The sequence below is a fragment of the Clostridium estertheticum genome, assembly GCF_026650985.1.
Taxonomy (GTDB): Bacteria; Bacillota; Clostridia; order Clostridiales; family Clostridiaceae; genus Clostridium_AD; species Clostridium_AD estertheticum_C.
This window is the reverse complement of sequence record NZ_CP086239.1, coordinates 4008462-4032614: the sequence shown is the minus strand read 5'-3', so window position 1 is coordinate 4032614 and position 24153 is coordinate 4008462. Positions and strand designations below refer to the sequence as shown.

At 36.1% G+C, this 24153-nt stretch carries 18 protein-coding genes, 8 tRNA genes, 4 rRNA genes and 1 other RNA gene; all 31 read left to right on the top strand.

What is annotated here, in order from left to right:
• The first annotated feature begins 11 nt into the window (after positions 1-11).
• A complete protein-coding gene (locus LL038_RS19240) occupies positions 12-458 on the top strand; it encodes a PTS sugar transporter subunit IIA (RefSeq protein WP_216126544.1) in 447 nt (148 codons plus the stop codon).
• Between the two features lie 74 nt (positions 459-532).
• Positions 533-1912, top strand: coding sequence for a PTS fructose transporter subunit IIC (locus LL038_RS19235; RefSeq protein WP_216126542.1), 1380 nt, complete (start codon positions 533-535; stop codon positions 1910-1912).
• A 238-nt stretch (positions 1913-2150) separates the two neighbouring features.
• Entirely contained in the window at positions 2151-2918 is a 768-nt protein-coding gene (gene lgt / locus LL038_RS19230) for a prolipoprotein diacylglyceryl transferase (protein ID WP_216126540.1), read from the top strand.
• A 178-nt stretch (positions 2919-3096) separates the two neighbouring features.
• Positions 3097-3186 (top strand) — tRNA-Ser (locus LL038_RS19225).
• Positions 3187-3196: 10 nt separating this feature from the next.
• Positions 3197-3461, top strand: an RNA gene (ffs, locus tag LL038_RS19220) — signal recognition particle sRNA large type.
• 174 nt (positions 3462-3635) lie between these two features.
• Entirely contained in the window at positions 3636-5252 is a 1617-nt protein-coding gene (dnaX, locus tag LL038_RS19215; RefSeq protein WP_216126538.1) for a DNA polymerase III subunit gamma/tau, read from the top strand.
• Positions 5253-5508: 256 nt separating this feature from the next.
• Entirely contained in the window at positions 5509-5847 is a 339-nt protein-coding gene (locus LL038_RS19210; protein ID WP_216126535.1) for a YbaB/EbfC family nucleoid-associated protein, read from the top strand.
• A 24-nt stretch (positions 5848-5871) separates the two neighbouring features.
• Positions 5872-6468 (top strand): recombination mediator RecR, encoded by a 597-nt coding sequence (gene recR / locus LL038_RS19205; protein WP_152749536.1) that lies wholly within the window; start codon positions 5872-5874, stop codon positions 6466-6468.
• Positions 6469-6529: 61 nt separating this feature from the next.
• Positions 6530-6808, top strand: coding sequence for a DUF2508 family protein (locus LL038_RS19200; protein ID WP_216126532.1), 279 nt, complete (start codon positions 6530-6532; stop codon positions 6806-6808).
• A gap of 30 nt (positions 6809-6838) precedes the next feature.
• The gene (locus LL038_RS19195) at positions 6839-7081 is read left to right on the top strand and encodes a pro-sigmaK processing inhibitor BofA family protein (RefSeq protein ID WP_216126529.1); all 243 of its coding nucleotides are present in this window, start codon (positions 6839-6841) and stop codon (positions 7079-7081) included.
• Between the two features lie 751 nt (positions 7082-7832).
• Positions 7833-9346, top strand: a 16S ribosomal RNA gene (locus LL038_RS19190).
• A 297-nt stretch (positions 9347-9643) separates the two neighbouring features.
• Positions 9644-12582: ribosomal RNA gene (locus LL038_RS19185) — 23S ribosomal RNA — on the top strand.
• A 176-nt stretch (positions 12583-12758) separates the two neighbouring features.
• Positions 12759-12875: ribosomal RNA gene (gene rrf / locus LL038_RS19180) — 5S ribosomal RNA — on the top strand.
• Together the 16S, 23S and 5S rRNA genes with 7 tRNA genes alongside form the textbook arrangement of a ribosomal RNA operon.
• A 43-nt stretch (positions 12876-12918) precedes the next feature.
• A tRNA-Glu gene (locus LL038_RS19175) sits at positions 12919-12993 on the top strand.
• 9 nt (positions 12994-13002) lie between these two features.
• Positions 13003-13084: transfer RNA gene (locus tag LL038_RS19170), tRNA-Leu, on the top strand.
• A 10-nt stretch (positions 13085-13094) separates the two neighbouring features.
• Positions 13095-13168, top strand: a tRNA-Gly gene (locus LL038_RS19165).
• A 13-nt stretch (positions 13169-13181) separates the two neighbouring features.
• A tRNA-Arg gene (locus LL038_RS19160) sits at positions 13182-13258 on the top strand.
• A gap of 5 nt (positions 13259-13263) precedes the next feature.
• A tRNA-Gln gene (locus LL038_RS19155) sits at positions 13264-13338 on the top strand.
• A 4-nt stretch (positions 13339-13342) separates the two neighbouring features.
• A tRNA-Lys gene (locus LL038_RS19150) sits at positions 13343-13418 on the top strand.
• A 10-nt stretch (positions 13419-13428) separates the two neighbouring features.
• A tRNA-Glu gene (locus tag LL038_RS19145) sits at positions 13429-13500 on the top strand.
• Between the two features lie 145 nt (positions 13501-13645).
• Positions 13646-14338 carry a DNA/RNA nuclease SfsA gene (sfsA, locus tag LL038_RS19140; RefSeq protein ID WP_216128001.1) on the top strand — a complete coding sequence of 231 codons (693 nt, stop codon included), beginning with the start codon at positions 13646-13648 and terminating at the stop codon, positions 14336-14338.
• 98 nt (positions 14339-14436) lie between these two features.
• Complete coding sequence (locus LL038_RS19135; RefSeq protein WP_216127999.1) at positions 14437-14964, top strand: NAD(+) diphosphatase; 528 nt, start codon at positions 14437-14439, stop codon at positions 14962-14964.
• Between the two features lie 45 nt (positions 14965-15009).
• A complete protein-coding gene (locus LL038_RS19130) occupies positions 15010-15747 on the top strand; it encodes a hydrolase (RefSeq protein ID WP_216127997.1) in 738 nt (245 codons plus the stop codon).
• Between the two features lie 42 nt (positions 15748-15789).
• The gene (locus tag LL038_RS19125) at positions 15790-15975 is read left to right on the top strand and encodes a hypothetical protein (protein WP_071610950.1); all 186 of its coding nucleotides are present in this window, start codon (positions 15790-15792) and stop codon (positions 15973-15975) included.
• Between the two features lie 201 nt (positions 15976-16176).
• Entirely contained in the window at positions 16177-16365 is a 189-nt protein-coding gene (locus tag LL038_RS19120) for a hypothetical protein (RefSeq protein ID WP_216127995.1), read from the top strand.
• A gap of 319 nt (positions 16366-16684) precedes the next feature.
• The gene (locus tag LL038_RS19115) at positions 16685-17755 is read left to right on the top strand and encodes a pyridoxal-phosphate-dependent aminotransferase family protein (RefSeq protein WP_216127993.1); all 1071 of its coding nucleotides are present in this window, start codon (positions 16685-16687) and stop codon (positions 17753-17755) included.
• 111 nt (positions 17756-17866) lie between these two features.
• The gene (locus LL038_RS19110) at positions 17867-18778 is read left to right on the top strand and encodes a D-2-hydroxyacid dehydrogenase (RefSeq protein ID WP_216127984.1); all 912 of its coding nucleotides are present in this window, start codon (positions 17867-17869) and stop codon (positions 18776-18778) included.
• A gap of 26 nt (positions 18779-18804) precedes the next feature.
• Positions 18805-20049 (top strand): DUF1015 domain-containing protein, encoded by a 1245-nt coding sequence (locus tag LL038_RS19105; protein ID WP_216127982.1) that lies wholly within the window; start codon positions 18805-18807, stop codon positions 20047-20049.
• Between the two features lie 183 nt (positions 20050-20232).
• Positions 20233-20997, top strand: coding sequence for a tRNA threonylcarbamoyladenosine dehydratase (locus LL038_RS19100; protein ID WP_216127980.1), 765 nt, complete (start codon positions 20233-20235; stop codon positions 20995-20997).
• A gap of 113 nt (positions 20998-21110) precedes the next feature.
• A complete protein-coding gene (locus tag LL038_RS19095; RefSeq protein ID WP_216127978.1) occupies positions 21111-22052 on the top strand; it encodes a GNAT family N-acetyltransferase in 942 nt (313 codons plus the stop codon).
• 514 nt (positions 22053-22566) lie between these two features.
• Positions 22567-24080, top strand: a 16S ribosomal RNA gene (locus tag LL038_RS19090).
• Positions 24081-24153: the final 73 nt, after the last annotated feature.

Below are 24153 nucleotides of genomic sequence, written 5' to 3'. Positions count from 1 at the left end.
GGTGATTATTAATGAATATAACTGAATTATTAAATGTTAATCTAATTAAACTTGAACTTACTAGCAAAACAAAAGAGGATGTAATTATAGAGATGGCAACAATATTGGATGAAAATGGAAAGTTGCTAGACAAAGATAAATATGTAAAAGCCGTACAAGATAGAGAAAAAGAATTTTCAACAGGAATAGGAATGGGTATAGCAATTCCTCACGGTAAAAGTAGTGGAGTTAAAGAGGCAGCATTAGTATTTGGACGAAGTACTAATGGAATTGATTATCAATCTATGGATGATGAATTAGCTAATATATTCTTTTTAATAGCAGTACCTGAAGAATCAAGTGATGAGCATTTAAAGATATTAAGCCAGATTTCAAGAAAATTAATGCATAAGGATCTAAGAGAGAGCTTAATGAAAGCAAGTAGTCCTGAAGAAATAATTACTTTATTAGAGAAATAGACATTATATGTTTTCTATATTTTTTACAATGATTCAAAAAATATTTGAAAATTAAATTAATAGGGGGAATGTTTATGAAATTCGTAGCAATTACTTCATGTCCAACAGGAATAGCACATACTTATATGGCAGCTGAGGCTCTTTCAATGGCTGGAGAAGAAATGGGTATTGAGATTAAAGTAGAAACTCAGGGGTCTGTAGGAGCAGAGAATCAATTGACAGAAGCTGAAATAAGAGAAGCAAGAGTTGTAATAATTGCGGCTGATACCAATGTTTCAAAGGAACGTTTTGAAGGGAAGACTATAATTGAAGTTGGGGTAAAAGATGCAATTAAAGATGCAAAGGGTCTTATACAGAAAGCAATAGACATAAAATTAGAAGATAAAAACACTTCAAAACAAGGGAGCGAAAAAAAAGAAGAAAAGGTTGAAAGAAAAGGTTTTTATAAGCACCTTATGACAGGGGTTTCTTATATGATTCCTTTTGTAGCAGCGGGAGGTATTTTAATTGCACTTTCTTTTGCTTTTGGAATATATGCATTTAAAGTGCCGGGATCTATAGCTGAAGCCTTAAAGACTATTGGTGGCGGTAATGCCATGGCACTTATGTATCCAATACTTGCAGGGTTTATAGCATTCTCTATAGCAGATAGACCTGGCCTTGTACCGGGTATGGTTGGTGGTATGCTAGCGGCAACGGTAGGTGCTGCATTTCTAGGTGCAATGGCAGCAGGGTTCATAGCTGGTTATACTGTAGTTTTCTTAAAGAAAATAATAAAATTACCAAAATCATTGCAAGGTTTAATGCCAGTTATAATATTGCCAGTTTTATCTACGATGGTAGTAGGACTTGTAATGATATATGTTATTGGAAAACCCGTAAGTGCTTTAACTATGGTAATGTCAAAATACTTAACTAATTTAAGTGGAGCAAACGCAGGACTTCTCGGAATTATTCTTGGTTTAATGATGGCTTTTGATATGGGTGGACCATTTAATAAAGCAGCATATACTTTCGGAGTATCTACTTTAGTGGCAGGACATGCTTCTATGATAATGGCAGCAGTAATGGCGGCAGGAATGACTCCTCCAATAGGAATTGCACTTGCAACAGTAATAGCAAAAAAGAAATTCACATCAGAAGAAAGGGAATCAGGAAAAGCTGCTTGGGCATTAGGGGCTTCATTTATAACTGAAGGTGCAATACCATTTGCTGTAGCAGATCCACTTAAAATCATACCTTCAACAATGGCAGGTGCTGCAGTTGCAGGAGCATTATCTATGATATTTAAGTCGGCTATAATAGCTCCACATGGTGGTATATTTCTCTTATTTATCCCTCATGCAGTTACTAATTTAGGCGGATATATAGTAGCAATACTAGCTGGTGCAATAGTAACTGGAGTTATGGTTTCAATATTAAAGAAGGATGTTGTTTTAAAAGAAGTAAAATAAGTAAGTTATATTAAAATTAATGTATAAAGTCAAATTCACTCCTTAGAAAGCAAATATTTATATTTGCAACTAGGAGTGAATTTTGCGTTTAATTAGAAATTCATCTATAAATTATATAAAAAAGTATTTATGTATATTTATCTTTACTTTTTTAGCATAGTTAGAGACAATAGGGATAAGATTAATTATATATATAAGTAAAAATTATTTAAACTGTATGATAAAGGGGAGATTGATTATGGATCCAATAGCTTTTAATATATTTGGATTAGATATTAGATGGTACGGCATATTTATTGCAATAGGAATGATGGTCGGAATTACATTAGCTAATTTTACTTGTAGGTTAAAAAGCCTTGATTATGATGAGTTTTTAAATATTGTACTAATATCTTTTCCTATGGCTATTATTGGAGCTAGAGCTTATTATGTGATTTTTGAATTTAGTCAATATAAAGATAACTTAATAGGCGTCTTTAATATACGCCAAGGTGGGCTAGCTATTCATGGTGGGATTATATTTGGGATGATAACAGCATATATATATACAAGATATAAAAAAGAGAGTTTGTTAAAATTTGTGGATGTGGCAGCGCCATCTATAATTATCGCTCAAGCTATAGGAAGATGGGGAAATTTCTTTAATAGTGAAGCTCATGGTGGGCCAGTTACTCAGGGATTTATAAGTATATTCCCGAATTTCATACAAAAAGGTATGTTAATAGATGGAGTGTATTATCAACCAACTTTTCTTTATGAATCAATATGGAATGTGGCAGTAGGTCTATTATTAATTTATTTATTAACAAAGGCATTAAAGCGTGGTACAGTCTTTTTCACTTATATAGGATTATATTCTTTAGGGAGATTTTTTATAGAAGGATTAAGAACTGATAGTTTAATGCTAGGGAGTATAAGAATAGCTCAGCTAATAAGCTTATCAGGTATTGCTTTATGGATTATTTTTATTGTTATAAATTATAGAAAAAGAAACTCGCATTATTAATTTAGTTTTTAAATAAGAATAATTAATAATAAGGGTATATATATAAGTAAGGTGTGAAATATTATATAATGTGATATTAATAATATATTAACAAATAGCTATTGAAATTACTATTTATTAATAGTATAATTGTTTATGTTGCACTAATCATGTGTATACAAAAATAATTATACTTTATGGAGAGATGTCCGAGTGGTTTAAGGAGCATGCCTGGAAAGCGTGTGTAGGGGAAACCCTACCGAGGGTTCGAATCCCTCTTTTTCCGCCAGTTTATATTTCCGTACTAGCCGGGGAGTTAGCGGTGCCCTCAACCTGCAATCCGCTACAGCAGGGGTGAATTCCTCGCCAAGGTTATAAAATGTGTGGTCTGACTTATATAAGTGGTGTTGAGAACTGGGCCCCACGCAATGAAAATTCATGAACCCCGTGAGATTCGGAAGGAAGCAGCGGTAAGTGGACACTTTCATGTGCCGTGGACCAACCTGGTTTGAGCTAACTGTATAGGTATCGCGCATAGTTTATTTATCGAAGCGAGGTGTACGGTTTACATAAGAATTATAAGATACCTTTATAGGTATCTTTTTTTTTCATATGAATTAAGACAATATTAATGATATAATTAGGTAAATAAGTGAGTGCAATTATTCTAAAATAAGGTTACAAATTAATAAGTATTTAAAATAAAGTAAATACTATTATTTAAAAGAGGTGAAATTTGTGGCGTATATGGCTTTATATAGAGAGTGGAGACCAAGAACTTTTGGAGATGTAGTAGGCCAAGAGCATGTCACTATAACTTTAAAAAACCAAATAAATAACGAGCGAATAGCTCATGCATATCTTTTGTGTGGTACAAGAGGGACTGGAAAAACTTCAACGGCTAAGATATTAGCCAAAGCAGTTAATTGTTTAAAATCGGATAATGGTGAACCTTGCAACGAATGTGAAATGTGTAAGAAGATAAATGCAGGAACAGCAATAGATGTTACAGAACTTGATGCGGCATCACATAATGGAGTAGATAACATCCGTGATATAATTGAAGATGTTCAGTATCCACCACAAGAGGCTAAGTATAAGGTCTACATTATAGATGAGGTTCATATGTTATCCATAGGGGCAGTTAATGCTTTCCTAAAAACACTAGAGGAGCCACCAAGTAACATAATATTTATATTAGCAACAACTGATCCTCAAAAACTGCCAATAACGATATTGTCAAGATGTCAAAGATTTGATTTTAAGAGAATAAAAAGTTCAGATATATTTGATAGGCTTAGAAAAATAGTTACAGAGCAAGGTGTTTTTGCAGAGGATAATAGTTTGAAATTAATATCAAGGGTCTCTGATGGAGCAATGAGAGATGCTCTAAGTATTCTAGATCAGGCAATATCAATGAATGAAGGCAGTGTAGAGTATGATAATGTTGTAGAAATGTTAGGTCTTGTAACTAACGAAAGTCTTATAAAGCTTTCGGATAGCATAATAGATAGAAATATAGAAACCTCAATAAAGGGGATAAATGATATAGTTTCTAGTGGCAAGGATGTATATGTATTTATAAAAGATATGACTACACATATGAGAAATCTTTTGATGGTTAAGGTAAGTGATAATGCTTATGATATTCTGGATATGTCTAGTGAAAATATAGAGATTTTAAAGAAGCAGGCGGCCGCTATTAGAATAGAAGAAATCATGAGGAACATAAAGATACTTCAGGATGCAGAGCAGCAAGCTAAATGGAGTAAACAAAATAGAATTTATTTAGAGCTTGCAGTTATTAAGATGTGTAAAATTGAATATGATACATCAAAAGAAGTTTTACTAGCTAGGGTAAATAAGTTAGAAAAAATAATAAAACAGGGTAAGATAACTGTTGCATGTGAAAGCATAACAACTAGATCTAATGAAAACAGTGGGTCTAAAATAGAAAATAAGGTAAAGAAAAAAACAGAAATAAGACCAGTGCAAATTCATAATGCTAATTCTAATTTAACAGTGGAAATTGTGAAAAAATCATTTAAAGATATCTTAGATATGTTTAAGACCCGAAGACACATGGTTATATACGCCTCTTTAATGACAGGAGAAATTGTATCTTGTAATGGAGGGGTAATAGAACTTGGTTATGAAAAGCAATATGCCTTTAATAAAATTAGGCTTGAAAAAGAGGAAAACAAAAATGTAATAGAAGAAATATTCTCAGAGCTACTAAAAGAACCAGTAAAAATAAAATATACTATAGAAGCGCAGGAGAAAGAGGAAAAATCACCAGAGGATATATTAAAAGAGACATTTGGAGAAGATATTGTGGAAATATTAGATGAATAGGTATAGAATATTAGACAAATATCTGATAGATACTAGATTAATTAAATCTTTAATTAATCTAAATTACTTATAAAAAATATTTGTTTAATTAATGGAAATTATTATAGTTATTAGTATATAATAATATAGAAAAGCTATAACAAGTTGGTAACATGTATCCATTTAGATTATAAATACTTAACTTTTAGTTGTTAAAAATCTAGAGGAGATAAATATAAAAATAACTTAAATTACAAATATGTAGGAGGTAATTATTATGGCAAAAGGCGGATTTCCAGGTATGGGTGGAAATATGAATAGTTTAATGAAACAAGCTCAAAAATTTCAAAAACAAATGGAAGATATGCAAAAGGATTTAGGAGATAAGAAATTTGAAGCATCTTCTGGTGGTGGAGCAGTAACTGCAGTAGCTAACGGGAAAAGGCAACTTGTTGAAGTGAAAATAAAACCAGAAGTAGTAGATCCAGATGATATTGAAATGCTTGAGGATCTAATTATGAGCGCTTGTAATGAAGCATTGAAGAAGGCCGAAGATGAGTCAAGTAATGAAATGGGTAAGTTAACAGGCGGAATGAATATGCCAGGAATGTTTTAATAAAACAGTTATGAGGTGACTAAATTGGATTTTTATCCAGTAGCAATTGAAAAACTTATAGAAGAATTCGCTAAACTTCCTGGAATAGGGAAAAAGACGGCCCAAAGGCTTGCATTATTTGTACTAAACCTTCCTAAGGAAGAAGTAGATGAGTTTGCTGGTGCACTTATAAATGCCAGAGGAACCATAAAATATTGCTCTGTATGTGGAAGTTTTACAGATACAGATCCATGTTCAATTTGTTCCAATCCTAATAGGGATAAGAGCATTATATGTGTAGTGGAAAATCCTAAAGATATTATGACTATGGAAAAAGTAAGGGAATTTAATGGGGTATATCATGTTCTTCATGGAACGATATCGCCAATGTCAGGACGAGGTCCTGAAGATATAAAATTAAGAGAACTTATAAGAAGAATTAATGGAGAAGTTGAGGAAGTAATAGTAGCAACTAATCCTAATATAGAAGGAGAAGCCACAGCTATGTATATATCTAAAATATTAAAACCATTAGGTGCAAAAGTCACAAGGATCGCACATGGAATTCCAGTTGGCGGCGATTTAGAATATATAGATGAAGTAACTCTTTCTAAAGCCTTAGAAGGAAGAAAAGAAATATAGAATATTACTCCTGTTTTATGTCAATAATTGAGAAAAGATATAAAACAGGAGGTTTTTTATTATGAATAGGAAAAAAATAATTGAAATATTACTGTCAACTACAAAATATACACCGGAGCAGAAAGATATTATTATGCAATTAGAAGAAGCTAAACTTGAATGGGAAAGTTCAAAGGAATATTTTCAAGTAGTAGATGACCCTAAACTTGTAGATTATGCAATTTATAGAGAAGATCAATCTAGAGCTAGATACATATATTTTTTATTAGAGGCTAGAAGAAAAGATGTAACTATAGATGCTAGTTATATGATTGAAGATCTAGATGCTATTAATAAATAGAAGCAAAGATTAAAATAGGGGGAGTTAGGTATGGACGTTGCATTATATTTTTTAATTGGTATAGTAGGTATGCTAATTGTGGTCAAGCTTTTTTCTTGGCCACTGAAAATATTAGTTAAATTAATATTGAATTGCGTTTTTGGTGTCTTACTTTTGCTACTTGCGAACTTCGTAGGAATAACTATTCCAATTAATGCTGTAACGGCAATAATCTCAGGTTTTTTAGGAGTGCCGGGAGTAATATTTATAATAATTTTTCAAAAATTAATGTGATGTTAATATGCTAATGAAGATTTACAGCAATAACGAACTTATAATAGAGTAATACAACTGTTAGTAAATAAAAGTTGTATTACTCTATTTTCTATTTATCAGTAAAATCGTAAAGTCGATTTAGTATTAATAAGGTATAGGTTATATTATATGTGTACTATTAATATTCAAAGATAAAATATTTAATAATAGTATATTTTGGTTTATTAATGTGGATACTTAATATATATAATTGTTAAAATCGTTATGTATGGGGCCTTCTTGTTAGGTGATAGATAGATTGAGCTAAATAACTATCCTGGTGTATCAATATAAGATATATTGAGAGAAGGTTTAAAAATTGAAGAATTTGAAACCTATTTTATTTTAATTACTTAAAAAGATATTATATATAAGACATCTTATGATAGAATACTACATGTTGATGCGTTTGAGCAGCGATAAAGGTAAGACTTGAGAGGTTAACATTTATTGATTTGAGAATATATTTTAATAAATTAAAAAAGTGTTGACAAAACAAGATATACCTAGTAAAATAGTAGAAGTCGTCACATGATGACAAAGCAAATTGGTCTTTGAAAATTAAACAGAGAAATAGGTAAAGAAATGAAATAATATTTTATTTTAACCAGTCAATTACTTTAGTAAAAGTAATATTTTAGTCGTAAGACTAAAAAGTATGTAATGAGCTTGCTAACCAACTTAACAGTTGGCGCAGATTAATTATTTCAACTAAAAAAGTGTAAACTTTTAAATTGAGAGTTTGATCCTGGCTCAGGACGAACGCTGGCGGCGTGCCTAACACATGCAAGTCGAGCGATGCGATCCTTCGGGATCAATTAGCGGCGGACGGGTGAGTAACACGTGGGTAACCTGCCTCAAAGAGGGGAATAGCCTCCCGAAAGGGAGATTAATACCGCATAATATGTTTTGATCGCATGATCTTAACATCAAAGGAATTTTTCGGAATTTCACTTTGAGATGGACCCGCGGCGCATTAGCTAGTTGGTGAGGTAAAGGCCCACCAAGGCAACGATGCGTAGCCGACCTGAGAGGGTGATCGGCCACATTGGAACTGAGACACGGTCCAGACTCCTACGGGAGGCAGCAGTGGGGAATATTGCGCAATGGGGGAAACCCTGACGCAGCAACGCCGCGTGAATGATGAAGGCCTTCGGGTTGTAAAGTTCTGTCTTCTGGGACGATAATGACGGTACCAGAGGAGGAAGCCACGGCTAACTACGTGCCAGCAGCCGCGGTAATACGTAGGTGGCAAGCGTTGTCCGGATTTACTGGGCGTAAAGGATGCGTAGGCGGACATTTAAGTCAGATGTGAAATACCCGAGCTTAACTTGGGTGCTGCATTTGAAACTGGGTGTCTAGAGTGCAGGAGAGGTAAGTGGAATTCCTAGTGTAGCGGTGAAATGCGTAGAGATTAGGAAGAACACCAGTGGCGAAGGCGACTTACTGGACTGTAACTGACGCTGAGGCATGAAAGCGTGGGGAGCAAACAGGATTAGATACCCTGGTAGTCCACGCCGTAAACGATGAATACTAGGTGTCGGGGGTCGAACCTCGGTGCCGCCGTTAACACATTAAGTATTCCGCCTGGGGAGTACGATCGCAAGATTAAAACTCAAAGGAATTGACGGGGGCCCGCACAAGCAGCGGAGCATGTGGTTTAATTCGAAGCAACGCGAAGAACCTTACCTAGACTTGACATCCCTTGCATAACTCAGAGATGAGTGAAGTCCTTCGGGACAAGGTGACAGGTGGTGCATGGTTGTCGTCAGCTCGTGTCGTGAGATGTTGGGTTAAGTCCCGCAACGAGCGCAACCCTTATCATTAGTTGCTACCATTAAGTTGAGCACTCTAGTGAGACTGCCCGGGTTAACCGGGAGGAAGGTGGGGATGACGTCAAATCATCATGCCCCTTATGTCTAGGGCTACACACGTGCTACAATGGTGAGTACAAAGAGATGCAAGACCGCAAGGTGGAGCCAAACTCAAAAACTCATCCCAGTTCGGATTGTAGGCTGCAACTCGCCTACATGAAGCCGGAGTTGCTAGTAATCGCGAATCAGCATGTCGCGGTGAATACGTTCCCGGGCCTTGTACACACCGCCCGTCACACCATGAGAGTTGGTAACACCCGAAGTCCGTGAGGTAACCGTAAGGAGCCAGCGGCCGAAGGTGGGATCGATGATTGGGGTGAAGTCGTAACAAGGTAGCCGTAGGAGAACCTGCGGCTGGATCACCTCCTTTCTAGGGAGTAGATGTATTGACTTCGGTCGATGCAATAGAAGAATTTAATTATTCTTCAAAATATCTATTGTAATTACTCGTTCCTATTTCTCTGTTTAATTTTGAGAGACTAATTATATTAACTCTTAGGAGCTAATTAATGATAGTTTTTCTTAAATGTTCTTTGAAAATTGCACAGTGTATAAAGTTATTTTAAAAAGATTTAGATCCACGTGAGTGGTTATAAGTTAATTTATTATGATTTCGCAAAATTAATATTAAGAAACAAAATCGTCTATGCAAATAGACAGAATCAAAGGTCAAGCTACAAAGGGCGCATGGCGAATGCCTTGGCACTAGGAGCCGAAGAAGGACGCGTTAAGCTGCGATAAGCTTTGGGTAGGCGCAAATAGCCTGTGATCCAAAGATTTCCGAATGGGGGAACCCACATAGTAACAACTATGTACTGCATACTGAATAAATAGGTATGCAGAGGTACACCCGGGGAACTGAAACATCTAAGTACCCGGAGGAAGAGAAAGAAATATCGATTTCCTAAGTAGCGGCGAGCGAAAGGGAAAGAGCCCAAACCTAAGTCTTTGACTTAGGGGTTGAGGATAGATCATAAATACTGCAATTCTTTAATTGAAGATAGCTGGAAAGCTGCTCCGCAGAAGGTAATAGGCCTGTAAATGAAAAGGAAGAACAGTCAGATCTAATCCAGAGTACCACGAGACACGTGAAACCTTGTGGGAAGCTGGGAGGACCACCTCCCAAGGCTAAATACTACCTAGTGACCGATAGTGAAGAAGTACCGTGAGGGAAAGGTGAAAAGAACCCCGGAAGGGGAGTGAAATAGAACCTGAAACCGTGTGCCTACAACCGGTCGAAGCACTTTTTATGTGTGACGGCGTGCTTTTTGTAGAACGAGCCAACGAGTTACGATATGTAGCAAGGTTAAGTACTTAAGGTACGGAGCCGAAGGGAAACCGAGTCTGAATAGGGCGTTCTAGTTGCATGTCGTAGACCCGAAACCGGGTGACCTATCCATGGCCAGGATGAAGCGGAAGTAAAATTCCGTGGAGGTCCGAACCACGTTGGTGTTGAAAAACCATGGGATGAGCTGTGGATAGCGGAGAAATTCCAATCGAACTCGGAGATAGCTGGTTCTCCTCGAAATAGCTTTAGGGCTAGCGTCGATTAATTGAGTAATGGAGGTAGAGCACTGAATGGGCTAGGGGCTGACAACAGTTACTGAACCCTATCAAACTCCGAATGCCATATACTTTTATTTCGGCAGTCAGACTGCGAATGATAAGATCCGTAGTCAAAAGGGAAACAGCCCAGACCATCAGCTAAGGTCCCAAAGTGTAAGTTAAGTGGAAAAGGATGTGGGATTTCTAAGACAACTAGGATGTTGGCTCAGAAGCAGCCACTCATTCAAAGAGTGCGTAATAGCTCACTAGTCAAGAGATCCTGCGCCGAAGATGTCCGGGGCTAAAACTTACCACCGAAGCTATGGGTTTACACAATTGTGTAAGCGGTAGAGGAGCTTTCTGTACTGGCTGAAGTCATACCGTAAGGAGTGGTGGACGGTACAGAAGTGAGAATGTTGGCATGAGTAGCGAGAGTTAAGTGAGAATCTTAACGGTCGAAAACCTAAGGTTTCCTGAGGAAGGCTCGTCCTCTCAGGGTTAGTCGGGACCTAAGCCGAGGCCGAAAGGCGTAGGTGATGGACAATCGGTTGATATTCCGATACCACCAATGGACGTTATTAGAAATGGGATGACGCAGGAGGATAAGATGTGCACACTATTGGATGTGTGTCTAAGCATTTAGGCGGAGCAAGCAGGCAAATCCGTTTGCTCTTAACGCTGAGATGTAATGGGGAAGGCAATTTATTGCTGAAGTATCTGATTCCACGCTGCCAAGAAAAGTCTCTATCGAGGATATTGGTGCCCGTACCGCAAACCGACACAGGTAGGTGAGGAGAGAATCCTAAGACCATCGGAAGAATTACTGTTAAGGAACTCGGCAAATTGACCCCGTAACTTCGGGAGAAGGGGTGCCTACGTAAGTAGGTCGCAGAGAATAGGCCCAAGCAACTGTTTAGCAAAAACACAGGTCTCTGCTAAAGCGAAAGCTGATGTATAGGGGCTGACGCCTGCCCGGTGCTGGAAGGTTAAGGGGATTAGTTAGCTGAGAGCTTGCTCTTGGCGAGGCTATGAACTTAAGCCCCAGTAAACGGCGGCCGTAACTATAACGGTCCTAAGGTAGCGAAATTCCTTGTCGGGTAAGTTCCGACCCGCACGAATGGCGTAATGATTTGGGCACTGTCTCAACAGTACATCCGGCGAAATTGTAGTTCCAGTGAAGATGCTGGATACCCGCGATTGGACGGAAAGACCCCGTAGAGCTTTACTGTAGCTTAGCATTGAATTTCGGTATTGTCTGTACAGGATAGGTGGGAGACTACGATACATGGGCGTCAGCCTGTGTGGAGTCATCCTTGGGATACCACCCTGACAGTACTGAGGTTCTAACTGGAGGCCATGAATCTGGTCACAGGACATTGTTAGGTGGGCAGTTTGACTGGGGCGGTCGCCTCCGAAAGAGTAACGGAGGCGCCCAAAGGTTCCCTCAGCGCGGTTGGAAATCGCGCGAAGAGTGCAAAGGCAGAAGGGAGCCTGACTGCGACACTTACAAGTGGAGCAGGGACGAAAGTCGGGCTTAGTGATCCGGTGGTACCTCGTGGGAGGGCCATCGCTCAACGGATAAAAGCTACCTCGGGGATAACAGGCTGATCTCCCCCAAGAGTCCACATCGACGGGGAGGTTTGGCACCTCGATGTCGGCTCGTCGCATCCTGGGGCTGAAGTAGGTCCCAAGGGTTGGGCTGTTCGCCCATTAAAGCGGCACGCGAGCTGGGTTCAGAACGTCGTGAGACAGTTCGGTCCCTATCCGTCGCGGGCGTAGGAAATTTGAAGGGAGCTGTCCTTAGTACGAGAGGACCGGGATGGACAAACCTCTGGTGCACCAGTTGTCACGCCAGTGGCATCGCTGGGTAGCTATGTTTGGAAGGGATAAACGCTGAAAGCATCTAAGCGTGAAGCCCACCCTAAGATGAGATTTCCCATTACTCGCACGTAAGTGCGATGTAAGTAAGACTCCTGGAAGACCACCAGGTTGATAGGTTAGAGGTGTAAGCATGGTAACATGTTCAGCTGACTAATACTAATAAGTCGAGGGCTTGACCAAGATTACATAAGTAATAATTAATATTAATATTGCGAACTAACTGTGCAATTTTGAGAGAATACTTTTCTATAAAGAAAGTAAAACTTCTCTATATAGAAATGATGATGAGAATATATTTATATAGAATATCCGTAGTCAACGACGGTAGATTCTCAATTATTATTTCTGGGAATAAATCTGGTGATAATGGCCTGAAGGTAACACCCGTTCCCATACCGAACACGAAGGTTAAGCTTCAATGCGCCGATGGTACTGCAGGGGTGACCTTGTGGGAGAGTAGGTTGTCGCCAGGTCAATACTAAAATACTAATATTTTAGTATTTTAGTATTTTTTAAGGCTCCTTGGTCAAGCGGTTAAGACACCACCCTTTCACGGTGGTAACAGGGGTTCAATTCCCCTAGGAGTCACCATAAATATTTGCAGGTGTGGCGGAATTGGCAGACGCACTAGACTTAGGATCTAGCGCCTTCGGGTGTATGGGTTCAACTCCCTTCACCTGCATCATAATTAAGCGGGTATAACTCAATGGTAGAGTGTTAGCCTTCCAAGCTAATTACGAGGGTTCGATTCCCTCTACCCGCTCCATTATATTTAATATGCGTCTTTAGCTCAGTTGGATAGAGCAACGCCCTTCTAAGGCGTGGGCCGGGGGTTCGAATCCCTTAAGACGCACCAAATATTGGGATATCGCCAAGCGGTAAGGCACCACACTTTGACTGTGGCATTCGTAGGTTCAAATCCTGCTATCCCAGCCATTATGGTTTACTAGCTCAGTTGGTAGAGCACATGACTTTTAATCATGGTGTCCGGAGTTCGATTCTCCGGTAAGCCACCAAATTTTTTAGGGCTCCTTGGTCAAGCGGTTAAGACACCACCCTTTCACGGTGGTAACAGGGGTTCAATTCCCCTAGGAGTCATCATAAAAAAGCTCTTGCTTTTAAAGCAAGGGCTTTTTTATTTTATAAAGTAATAATCGAATTTATACATAATACTGTTTTGATTGTGGATAATGTTGATTATTTTCATAAATAAGTGTATATTTATAAAAATGGAGATAAATTTATGATTATAAGTAAAAGAGTAGTTATTGCAGAGTTTATTAGAAGACCAAATAGGTTTGAAGCTTATGTAAATCTTAATGGAAAAGAAATAATAGTACATGTTCCTAATACGGGAAGATGTAAAGAAATATTAGTTCCAGGATCTAAAGTTTTATTAAGAGAAGAGCTTAATCCAAGTAGAAAGACTTTATATGATTTAATTGGGGGATATAAAGGTAATAAAATTATTAACATAGATTCACAAATTCCTAATAAAGTTGTTGATGAAGCGTTAAAAGAGCAAAAGATACAAAAACTTGTAAAATATAATATAATACAGAGGGAAAAAACTTTTGGAAATAGTAGATTTGATTTTAAACTATCTAATAACATGGGTGAGGAGTATTATCTTGAAGTAAAAGGGGTAACATTTGAAGTAGATGCTAAAAGTATGTTTCCAGATGCGCCTACGCAGAGGGGAAAAAAACATTTATTGGAACTTATAGAAGTTAAAAAAATAGGAATAGGAGCTGGAGTGCTATTTCTTATTCAAATGAGTGATATAGAAAATTTCTCTCCTTATGATGAGATGGATGGAGCTTTTGGTGAAGCACTACGATTTGCATACAAAAGTGGTGTAGATATTTTTGTATACGAATGTGAAGTTGGTGAAAATTACATAACCTTAAGCAAATCTGTTGAGATTGTTTTATAATTATAAGATTACTAAGAGGTTTATTGATATTTGTTTTAATTGAATTAAAGCCTAAATAGGATTAAACTAATAACATAGGCATTAAGAGGGGGGAGAATTTGAGATTTATATATTGTCCAATTTGTGGAACAAAATTAATTGAAAAAGATAGTTGGGATGAAGGGGCAGTTCCATATTGCCCTGTTGATGATAATATGTATTTTGACACACCTAAACCATGCGTAGTAGTTGCAGTTATGAAGGGTAAAGAAATCTTACTTCTCAAACAAAATTATACTTTTAAAAATTCAAAGGTATTAGTATCGGGATATGTAACTAATGGAGAATCTGTTGAAGAGACTGTATATAGAGAAGTTAAAGAAGAAACAGGAATAACTGTTGGAAAAATTAAATATTTGGGGAGTGATTATTTAGCTTCTAAAGAAATTATAATGCTAACATTTATGGCTAAGTATGTTGAAGGAAATATAAAGAAATCGCCTGAAGTTGATTGGGCTGATTGGGAAAACATAGATGATGCTATATGTGAAATGAGTGAAGATGAAATAGGTAAGAGAGTTGTAAGAAAATTATTAAAGGAGATTAATTATACTGGCGAAAAGGCTTATAGATGCGATATAAAGTAAAAGTGATTAAATATTGGATAACAAATAGAGGGGAGAGAAATTAAAATGGAAAAAGAAGTTAAAGAAAAAACTATGTATCAAAAAGCGCCTCAGATAACAGGAAATTTGAGGAGACACATGATAGAGCTACCAACGGCTATTAGAGATGCCACTGGGATTGTAATATTTGGTAAAAGATTAAAATCTTTTGTTTTTACTACAGATGTAGCTGTTATAAGAAATACAAACGCTGATGCAATTATTGCAGTATATCCATTTACACCTCAGCCTATAATAACGGAAGCCTTGGTACTTGCTGCTGATGTACCAGTATTTTGTGGTGTTGGAGGAGGAATTACTACTGGGAAGAGAGTAACAAATTTAGCATTAGATGCTGAATTTAAAGGTGCAATGGGGATAGTTGTTAATAGTCCAATATCTAATGAAGTTATAACACAGGTAAGGGAAACTATAGATATTCCAATAATAGTTACAGTTGTATCAGAATTTGAAGACATAGAGGCGCGAATAAGAGCAGGAGCTACTATAATTAATGTTTCAGGCGCTAAAAAAACGGCTTATATAGTTAGTAAAATAAGAGAAAAACATCCTAACTTTCCAATAATTGCAACTGGAGGCCCCAATAATGAAACTATAAGAGAAACTATAAGAGCTGGTGCGAATGCAATTACGTATACGCCACCAATAGTAGCGGATATATTAAATGAAATAATGATTAAGTACAGAACGATTTACAAGACAGAAGATAATGAAAACAATGAAAATAATGAAAATAATATTTAAACTATTGATAAAATAGTTTTAACTAAAACGGTAGGTGATAAAATGGCTGTAGGTGGAGACAATTGTATTCACTGCCCTGAAGCTTTAACAAAACAGTGTAGTGGCGAAGTAACGGATTGTGTATGTAAAAGATGTCCAAGGAATTTAAGACAGTGTTTAACTACGAAGTATTGTAGAGAAACTGAGTCTATAATTAATATAAAAGATTATTGGTGGGAAACCCATTAATAAAATATTTAGATGTTATTTAAATGGTAAAAAAATAACATATGCAAGCTATTAGAACATTTTATGTTTTAGTAGCTTTTTTTATTTAAAATTTTAAAAATTAATTTAAATAATAAAAATGTGAAGAGGGTTTATTTGATGAAGTTAGGGAAATAATAAATAGACATTAACTAAATTTTAAATTTTAGGAGGTTTAATATTATGCCAAATATAGAACAGATGACACATGTAGCAAATAGTTGTAATGGATATGACTCAATAGGAACGGGATTTCAGTCTTCAATAGGTAATGTATATAGTAAAAGTTGTGACAATTGCCAGCATTTAAAAAATAATAAGTGTGAAGTTAATTTGTACGATAAAGTTTTAGCTGGATTAGATCAAGGTTAATATCCCGACTTCGCAGGAGATGATTTAATAGTATATTCCAAATAGAATTTCTAGCATTAACACCATATAACAGATATGCTTTGTTATATGGTGTTCAATTAGATAAAATAAATATTATTGCCTTTATAGGTTTTATACATAGGACTGAATATTATATGTAAATGAATACAATTTTGATATAATATCAAGTAACATAATTATAATCTTTGTTTTTATTACATTGAGAAATATATACTTAAGTGCTAAAATAAGTGTTATAATTCAATAATAATAAAAATATGAATAAAAAATTATAATAATAGAAATTTGGAGGTTGAATATGCATAAAAGATTATTTATACCGGGACCAGTAGAAGTAGCAGAAGATGTACTTCAAAAAATGGCTACTCCTCAAATATCACATAGAGGTAAAGAAGCATCAACATTACAAAGGAACATAAGCGATAAAATGAGAAAGGTATTTAATACTAAAGAAGAAATACTACTTTCAACTAGTTCAGGAAGTGGACTAATGGAAGGTGCTGTTCGTTCATGTACAGCAAAAAGGGCAGCAATATTTTCAGTTGGGGCATTTGGAAACAGATGGTTTCAAATGTGTACTGCGAATGGGGTACCAGCGGATAAATTCGAATCTGAATGGGGCATGCCAACAACTAAAGAAATGATTGAAGAAGTATTACAAACAGGGAAATATGATTTAATAACTATTACTATGAATGAGACTTCAACAGGTCTTATGAATAATATGGAAGATCTTTCATCAGTTTATAAAAAATATCCTGATGTTGTAGTATGCGTAGATACGGTGAGTAATGCTGCTGGAACAGAAGTAAAAGTAGATGATTGGGCGATTGATATTTGTATAACTTCAACTCAAAAATGTTTAGGATTACCTGCAGGAATGTCTATTTGTACATTTTCAAAAAAAGCAGTAGAAAGAGCTAAACAAGTTACAAATAGAGGGGTATATTTCGATTTATTAGGACTATATGAGTGTATACAAAAGAAGGATTATCAATATCCATCTACTCCATCCCTATCACATATGTTTGCTTTAGATTATCAATTAGATAAGATATTAGAAGAAGGATTAGAGAATAGATATGCTAGGCATATAGCTGGTGCCGAGCTTGTTCGCGAATGGGCTAGAAAATACTTCGCAATATTTCCTGATGAAAACTTTCTGTCAAATACAGTAACTGCTATTAAAAACACAAAAGAAATTAATATTTCTGATTTAAACAAGAAATTAGGAGAAAAAGGATTTATGATTTCTAATGGTTATGGAAAGTTAAAAGATAAGACATTTAGAATTGCTCATATGGCTGAAACTACGCCAGAAGAAGTAAAGGGTTTATTGGCAATAATTAATGATATTCTAGGACTTTAATAAATAATAAATAATAAAAAAAATTAAGAATGAAAAATTATATTGTGATTTTTCATTCTTAATTTAACTTTAATGAGGTATAAAACATTTTATGTATAGAGGAGGATTTTAATGATTAGAGTATTAGTTACTGATGGTATGGAAAAAGGTGCAATTGAGGAGTTAAAAAATAAGGGATTTGAAGTTGTTGAAAAATTTTATGAACCAGAATTTTTAGGTGAGGAATTAAAAAACTTTGATGTAATTGTAGTTAGGTCTGCAACAAAGGTTAGAAAGCCAATAATTGATAAAGCAGCAGAATCAGGAAAATTAAAGCTTATAATTCGTGGGGGAGTAGGCGTTGATAACATTGATGTAGTATATGCCGAGGAAAAAGGAATAAAAGTCACTAATACGCCTAATGCAAGTAGTGCATCTGTTGCTGAACTTGCACTTGCACATATGTTTGCGGTATCAAGATTTGTTAATATTTCGAATGTAGCTATGAGACAAGGCACGTGGGACAAGAAAAAATATACTGGTGTAGAGATAGGTGGCAAGACATTAGGGCTAATAGGATTTGGAAGAATATCTAAAGAGTTAGCCAAAAAAGCATCTGCACTTGGTATGACAGTTATATATACAGATATAATAGGGAAAGCTAAGGGTTTTGATGAGTATGAGTACTTAGAGTTAAATGATGTATTAAAAAAATCAGATTATGTATCATTGCATATACCATTTATTAAAGAGAGCGGAGCTACTATAGGAAAAGATCAATTAGCAATGATGAAGGATGGTGCATTTTTAATTAACTGTGCTAGGGGTGGAGTAGTTGATGAGGCTGCTTTAGTAGAAGCGTTAGACAATGGTAAATTAGCAGGAGCTGGTGTGGACGTTTATGTTGAGGAACCAACAAAAAATGAAGCTTTAGTTAATCATCCAAAAGTTTCTGTAACACCACATATAGGGGCTGCTACAAAGGAAGCTCAAACAAGAATAGGTACTGAAATAATGGAAATTATTATTAACTTTTTCAAATAAAATGATTGATCACGGGAGGAACAATTATGGCTATAGTAAGGCCTTTTAAAGCATACAGACCACAATTAGATTTAGTAGAAAAAGTAGCAGCTCTTCCTTATGATGTTATGGATAGTGAAGAGGCCAGAGAAATGGTAAAGGGGAAACCTTATTCATTTTTACATGTTGATAAAGCAGAGGTAGATTTACCAAAAGGTATAGATGTACACGATAAGCAAGTTTATTTAAAGGCTAGAGAAAATCTTCAAAAGATGATTAGTGATAAAGTATATATTCAAGATGAAAAACCATGCATGTACATTTATAGACAAATAATGGATGGAAGGTCTCAAACAGGTATAGTTGCTTGTGCATCAATAGATGATTATATTAAAGACACAATTAAAAAACATGAGTTAACAAGAGCGGATAAAGAGCTTGATAGATTTAATCATGTTGATTATACAAACTGTAATACTGGTCCAATATTCTTAACATATAGACATAAAGATGAAGTAGATGGTATAGTAAAAAATTGGACTGAAACAAAATCTCCATTATATGATTATAAATCAGAAGACGGTGTGTCACAAATCATTTGGGTTATTAATGAGGAAGCTATTATAAATAAACTATCTGATATATTCGTAAAGATCGACTATTTATATATAGCCGACGGACATCATAGATCAGCTTCTGCTGTCAAAGTCGGATTAAAGCGAAGAAAAGATAAGCTATCCTATACTGGTGATGAGGAATTTAACTACTTCTTATCGGTTATATTTCCAGATAATGATTTATATGTAATGGACTATAATCGAGTGGTTGCAGATTTGTTTGGAAACTCTTTCGATGAATTTATGAATAAAGTTTCTGAGAAATTTAATATTACGACCTTTGATGGTATTGGTCAATTTAAGCCAAAAGTACAAAGGACATATGGGATGTTTTTAGAGGGAAAATGGTATAAATTAGAGGCTAAAGAAGGAACTTTTAATTTGAATGATCCAGTAGAAAGATTAGATGTATCAATTTTGCAGAAGAATTTATTAAATCCGATTCTAGGAATCGATGACCCAACAACAAACTCTAGAATTGATTTTGTAGGTGGTATCAGAGGGCTTGGGGAACTTGAAAGAAGAGTTAGGTGTGGTATGAAAGTTGCATTTTCTATGTGTCCTACAACTATGGACGATCTTATCGATATAGCGAATGCAGGCGAAACAATGCCTCCTAAATCAACTTGGTTTGAACCAAAATTACAAAGTGGAATATTTGTACATGAATTATAATTTTATGTAATGGTAAAAATGAACTGTTCAAATAATTATAAAGGCCACGCATATGCGTGGTCTTTATAATTATTTGGGGTATAATTAGATGATGATATCAAATTATTATTAATTAATAAATAAGAAAGTAATAAAAAGTATAAAACATTTACAATAAAATATATTTTGAAGGAGAAAAAACATATGCCACAGCATGCATTGTCAAGAACAGAGTTACTTATAGGCATGGATAGCCTAAATAAGTTAAAAGAGAGTAAGGTAGTAGTATTTGGGATAGGTGGAGTTGGTAGTTATACCGTCGAAGCATTAGTAAGAGCAGGCATTGGAAAAATAGTATTAATAGATGATGATACAATATGTTTAACAAATTTAAATAGGCAAATTCATGCTACATATAAAACTATAGGTAAAAGTAAGGTTTTAGTAATGAAGGATAGAATACTCGAAATAAATCCTAAGTGTGAAGTTATTACTTATGAAACATTTGTGACAGCAGATAATATGGGAGATATAATTACTGAAGATACAGATTATGTAGTAGATGCTATTGATACTGTAGCTTCAAAAATATCTTTAGTTGAGTATTGCACGAAGCAGGGCATTAAAATTATATGCTGCCTTGGAACAGGTAATAAATTGGACCCAACTTTATTTAGAGTTGTAGATATTTATGATACAAAAGTATGTCCGCTTGCAAGGGTTATGAGGCAGGAACTTAGGAAGAGAAATATCGACAAATTAAAGGTGGTTTATTCACAGGAAGTTCCTATAAAACCAAAGTCAGACGAGGTTATAACATGTAAAGAAGGTTGTGTATGTACCGGGGGTTCAAAGAAATGTGCTATGAAAAGACAGATCCCGGGTAGTATATCTTTTGTTCCACCAGTGGCAGGAATGATAATTGGTGGTGAAGTGATTAAGGATTTAATAAAAAAGGTTAATATTTAATAGTTTTATTATGAGAAATAAACAAGGGTGTAAGTTTAAGCACCTTTTGTTATTTTTGTTAATGAATATATTTATGATCTAAATTACTATTATTGTAGACAAAGGGGTTAAAAATGAACAAAGGTAAGTATGTTAATTTAGAAGCTTTAAAGGGTAACGAGAGAGAGTATATTATAAAAGATAATAATTATATTATACTGGGAAGAATATTTATAGTTGAATTAGATAAAGAAAACAAGTTTTGCCAATTTAGAATAAAATTTCATAAACATACCAATGGAAGTTACGAGTATTTAAAAGATACATTAAATCTCATGCTGAATATTTTGTTTAAAAACATGGGAATAAACAAAGTGGATGTTATTGCTGATGAAAATATAAATGTAAGTGCATTTACTGATCTAGGATTTGAATTAGAGGGTATAATAACTGATAGTGTGGTAAATAAATCCGATTATCAATCAGAAGTGATGTTTGGTATAAACGCCTTTAGATTTAATAAGAATTTAATAAGGAGGGATTTAGATATTAAAGGTAGGAATATTAGTATTCGGGCATTGACTCCAGGGGATGCGAAAGAGGTATTAGAGTTTCATTTAAGGAATAGACAATATTTGAGTTGTTTTGAACCGGTTAGGGATGAAACATTTTATACTTTAGACAATCAAAAACGTACTTTAACAGAGGGTTATAAACAATTTTTAAATGGTAGTGGTGTTAATTTTGGAATATATAAGGATAAGAAACTTATTGGGAAAATAAGAATATCGAATATAGTTATTGGTGTTTTTAAAAATGCCTTTATAGGATATTCTATGGATGAGGAAGAACAAAATAAGGGATATATGAAGGAGGCTGTTAAACTTGTAGTAACATATGCATTTGAGGAATTAGAATTACATAGAGTCGAAGCTAGTACTTTGATAAATAATGAAAAGTCACAAAGAGTTTTAAAAAATTGTGGATTTAAGGAACTTGGTATAAGTGAAAAATATTTATACATTAATGGTGAATGGAGAGATCACATGGTTTTTTATAAGGTGAAAAATATTTAATTAACTAAATATAATTCAAATCATATCTTGATTGCAGTGGAAACTTTGAATTTATGTTAATAGATGTGTATACTAGTCCTAGTGTATCAACATGAGAGAAACGTAGAATAAGTAAGAAAATAAGATTATTATGTACTTATGTTGTCTTAAATAATATATACCATAAAACGGATAAAAATAATTATGATAAGATATTACATGTTGATGCTGTTTTGCAATGAAACATTAATCAAAATAGTAAAAAACTTAATTTTAAAAAAGTAAAATACTATTGACAAACGATTAAACAACAGATATAATAGTAGAAGTCGTCACATGATGACAAAGCAAATTGGTCTTTGAAAATTAAACAGAGAAATAGGTAAAGAAATAAAATAATATTTTATTTTAACCAGTCAATTACTTTAGTAAAAGTAATATTTTAGTCGTAAGACTAAAAAGTATGTAATGAGCTTGCTAACCAACTTAACAGTTGGCGCAGATTAATTATTTCAACTAAAAAAGTGTAAACTTTTAAATTGAGAGTTTGATCCTGGCTCAGGACGAACGCTGGCGGCGTGCCTAACACATGCAAGTCGAGCGATGCGATCCTTCGGGATCAATTAGCGGCGGACGGGTGAGTAACACGTGGGTAACCTGCCTCAAAGAGGGGAATAGCCTCCCGAAAGGGAGATTAATACCGCATAATATGTTTTGATCGCATGATCTTAACATCAAAGGAATTTTTCGGAATTTCACTTTGAGATGGACCCGCGGCGCATTAGCTAGTTGGTGAGGTAAAGGCCCACCAAGGCAACGATGCGTAGCCGACCTGAGAGGGTGATCGGCCACATTGGAACTGAGACACGGTCCAGACTCCTACGGGAGGCAGCAGTGGGGAATATTGCGCAATGGGGGAAACCCTGACGCAGCAACGCCGCGTGAATGATGAAGGCCTTCGGGTTGTAAAGTTCTGTCTTCTGGGACGATAATGACGGTACCAGAGGAGGAAGCCACGGCTAACTACGTGCCAGCAGCCGCGGTAATACGTAGGTGGCAAGCGTTGTCCGGATTTACTGGGCGTAAAGGATGCGTAGGCGGACATTTAAGTCAGATGTGAAATACCCGAGCTTAACTTGGGTGCTGCATTTGAAACTGGGTGTCTAGAGTGCAGGAGAGGTAAGTGGAATTCCTAGTGTAGCGGTGAAATGCGTAGAGATTAGGAAGAACACCAGTGGCGAAGGCGACTTACTGGACTGTAACTGACGCTGAGGCATGAAAGCGTGGGGAGCAAACAGGATTAGATACCCTGGTAGTCCACGCCGTAAACGATGAATACTAGGTGTCGGGGGTCGAACCTCGGTGCCGCCGTTAACACATTAAGTATTCCGCCTGGGGAGTACGATCGCAAGATTAAAACTCAAAGGAATTGACGGGGGCCCGCACAAGCAGCGGAGCATGTGGTTTAATTCGAAGCAACGCGAAGAACCTTACCTAGACTTGACATCCCTTGCATAACTCAGAGATGAGTGAAGTCCTTCGGGACAAGGTGACAGGTGGTGCATGGTTGTCGTCAGCTCGTGTCGTGAGATGTTGGGTTAAGTCCCGCAACGAGCGCAACCCTTATCATTAGTTGCTACCATTAAGTTGAGCACTCTAGTGAGACTGCCCGGGTTAACCGGGAGGAAGGTGGGGATGACGTCAAATCATCATGCCCCTTATGTCTAGGGCTACACACGTGCTACAATGGTGAGTACAAAGAGATGCAAGACCGCAAGGTGGAGCCAAACTCAAAAACTCATCCCAGTTCGGATTGTAGGCTGCAACTCGCCTACATGAAGCCGGAGTTGCTAGTAATCGCGAATCAGCATGTCGCGGTGAATACGTTCCCGGGCCTTGTACACACCGCCCGTCACACCATGAGAGTTGGTAACACCCGAAGTCCGTGAGGTAACCGTAAGGAGCCAGCGGCCGAAGGTGGGATCGATGATTGGGGTGAAGTCGTAACAAGGTAGCCGTAGGAGAACCTGCGGCTGGATCACCTCCTTTCTAGGGAGTAGATATAGAGACTTCGGTCTTTATAATAGAAGAATTTAATTATTCTTCAAAATATCTATTGTAA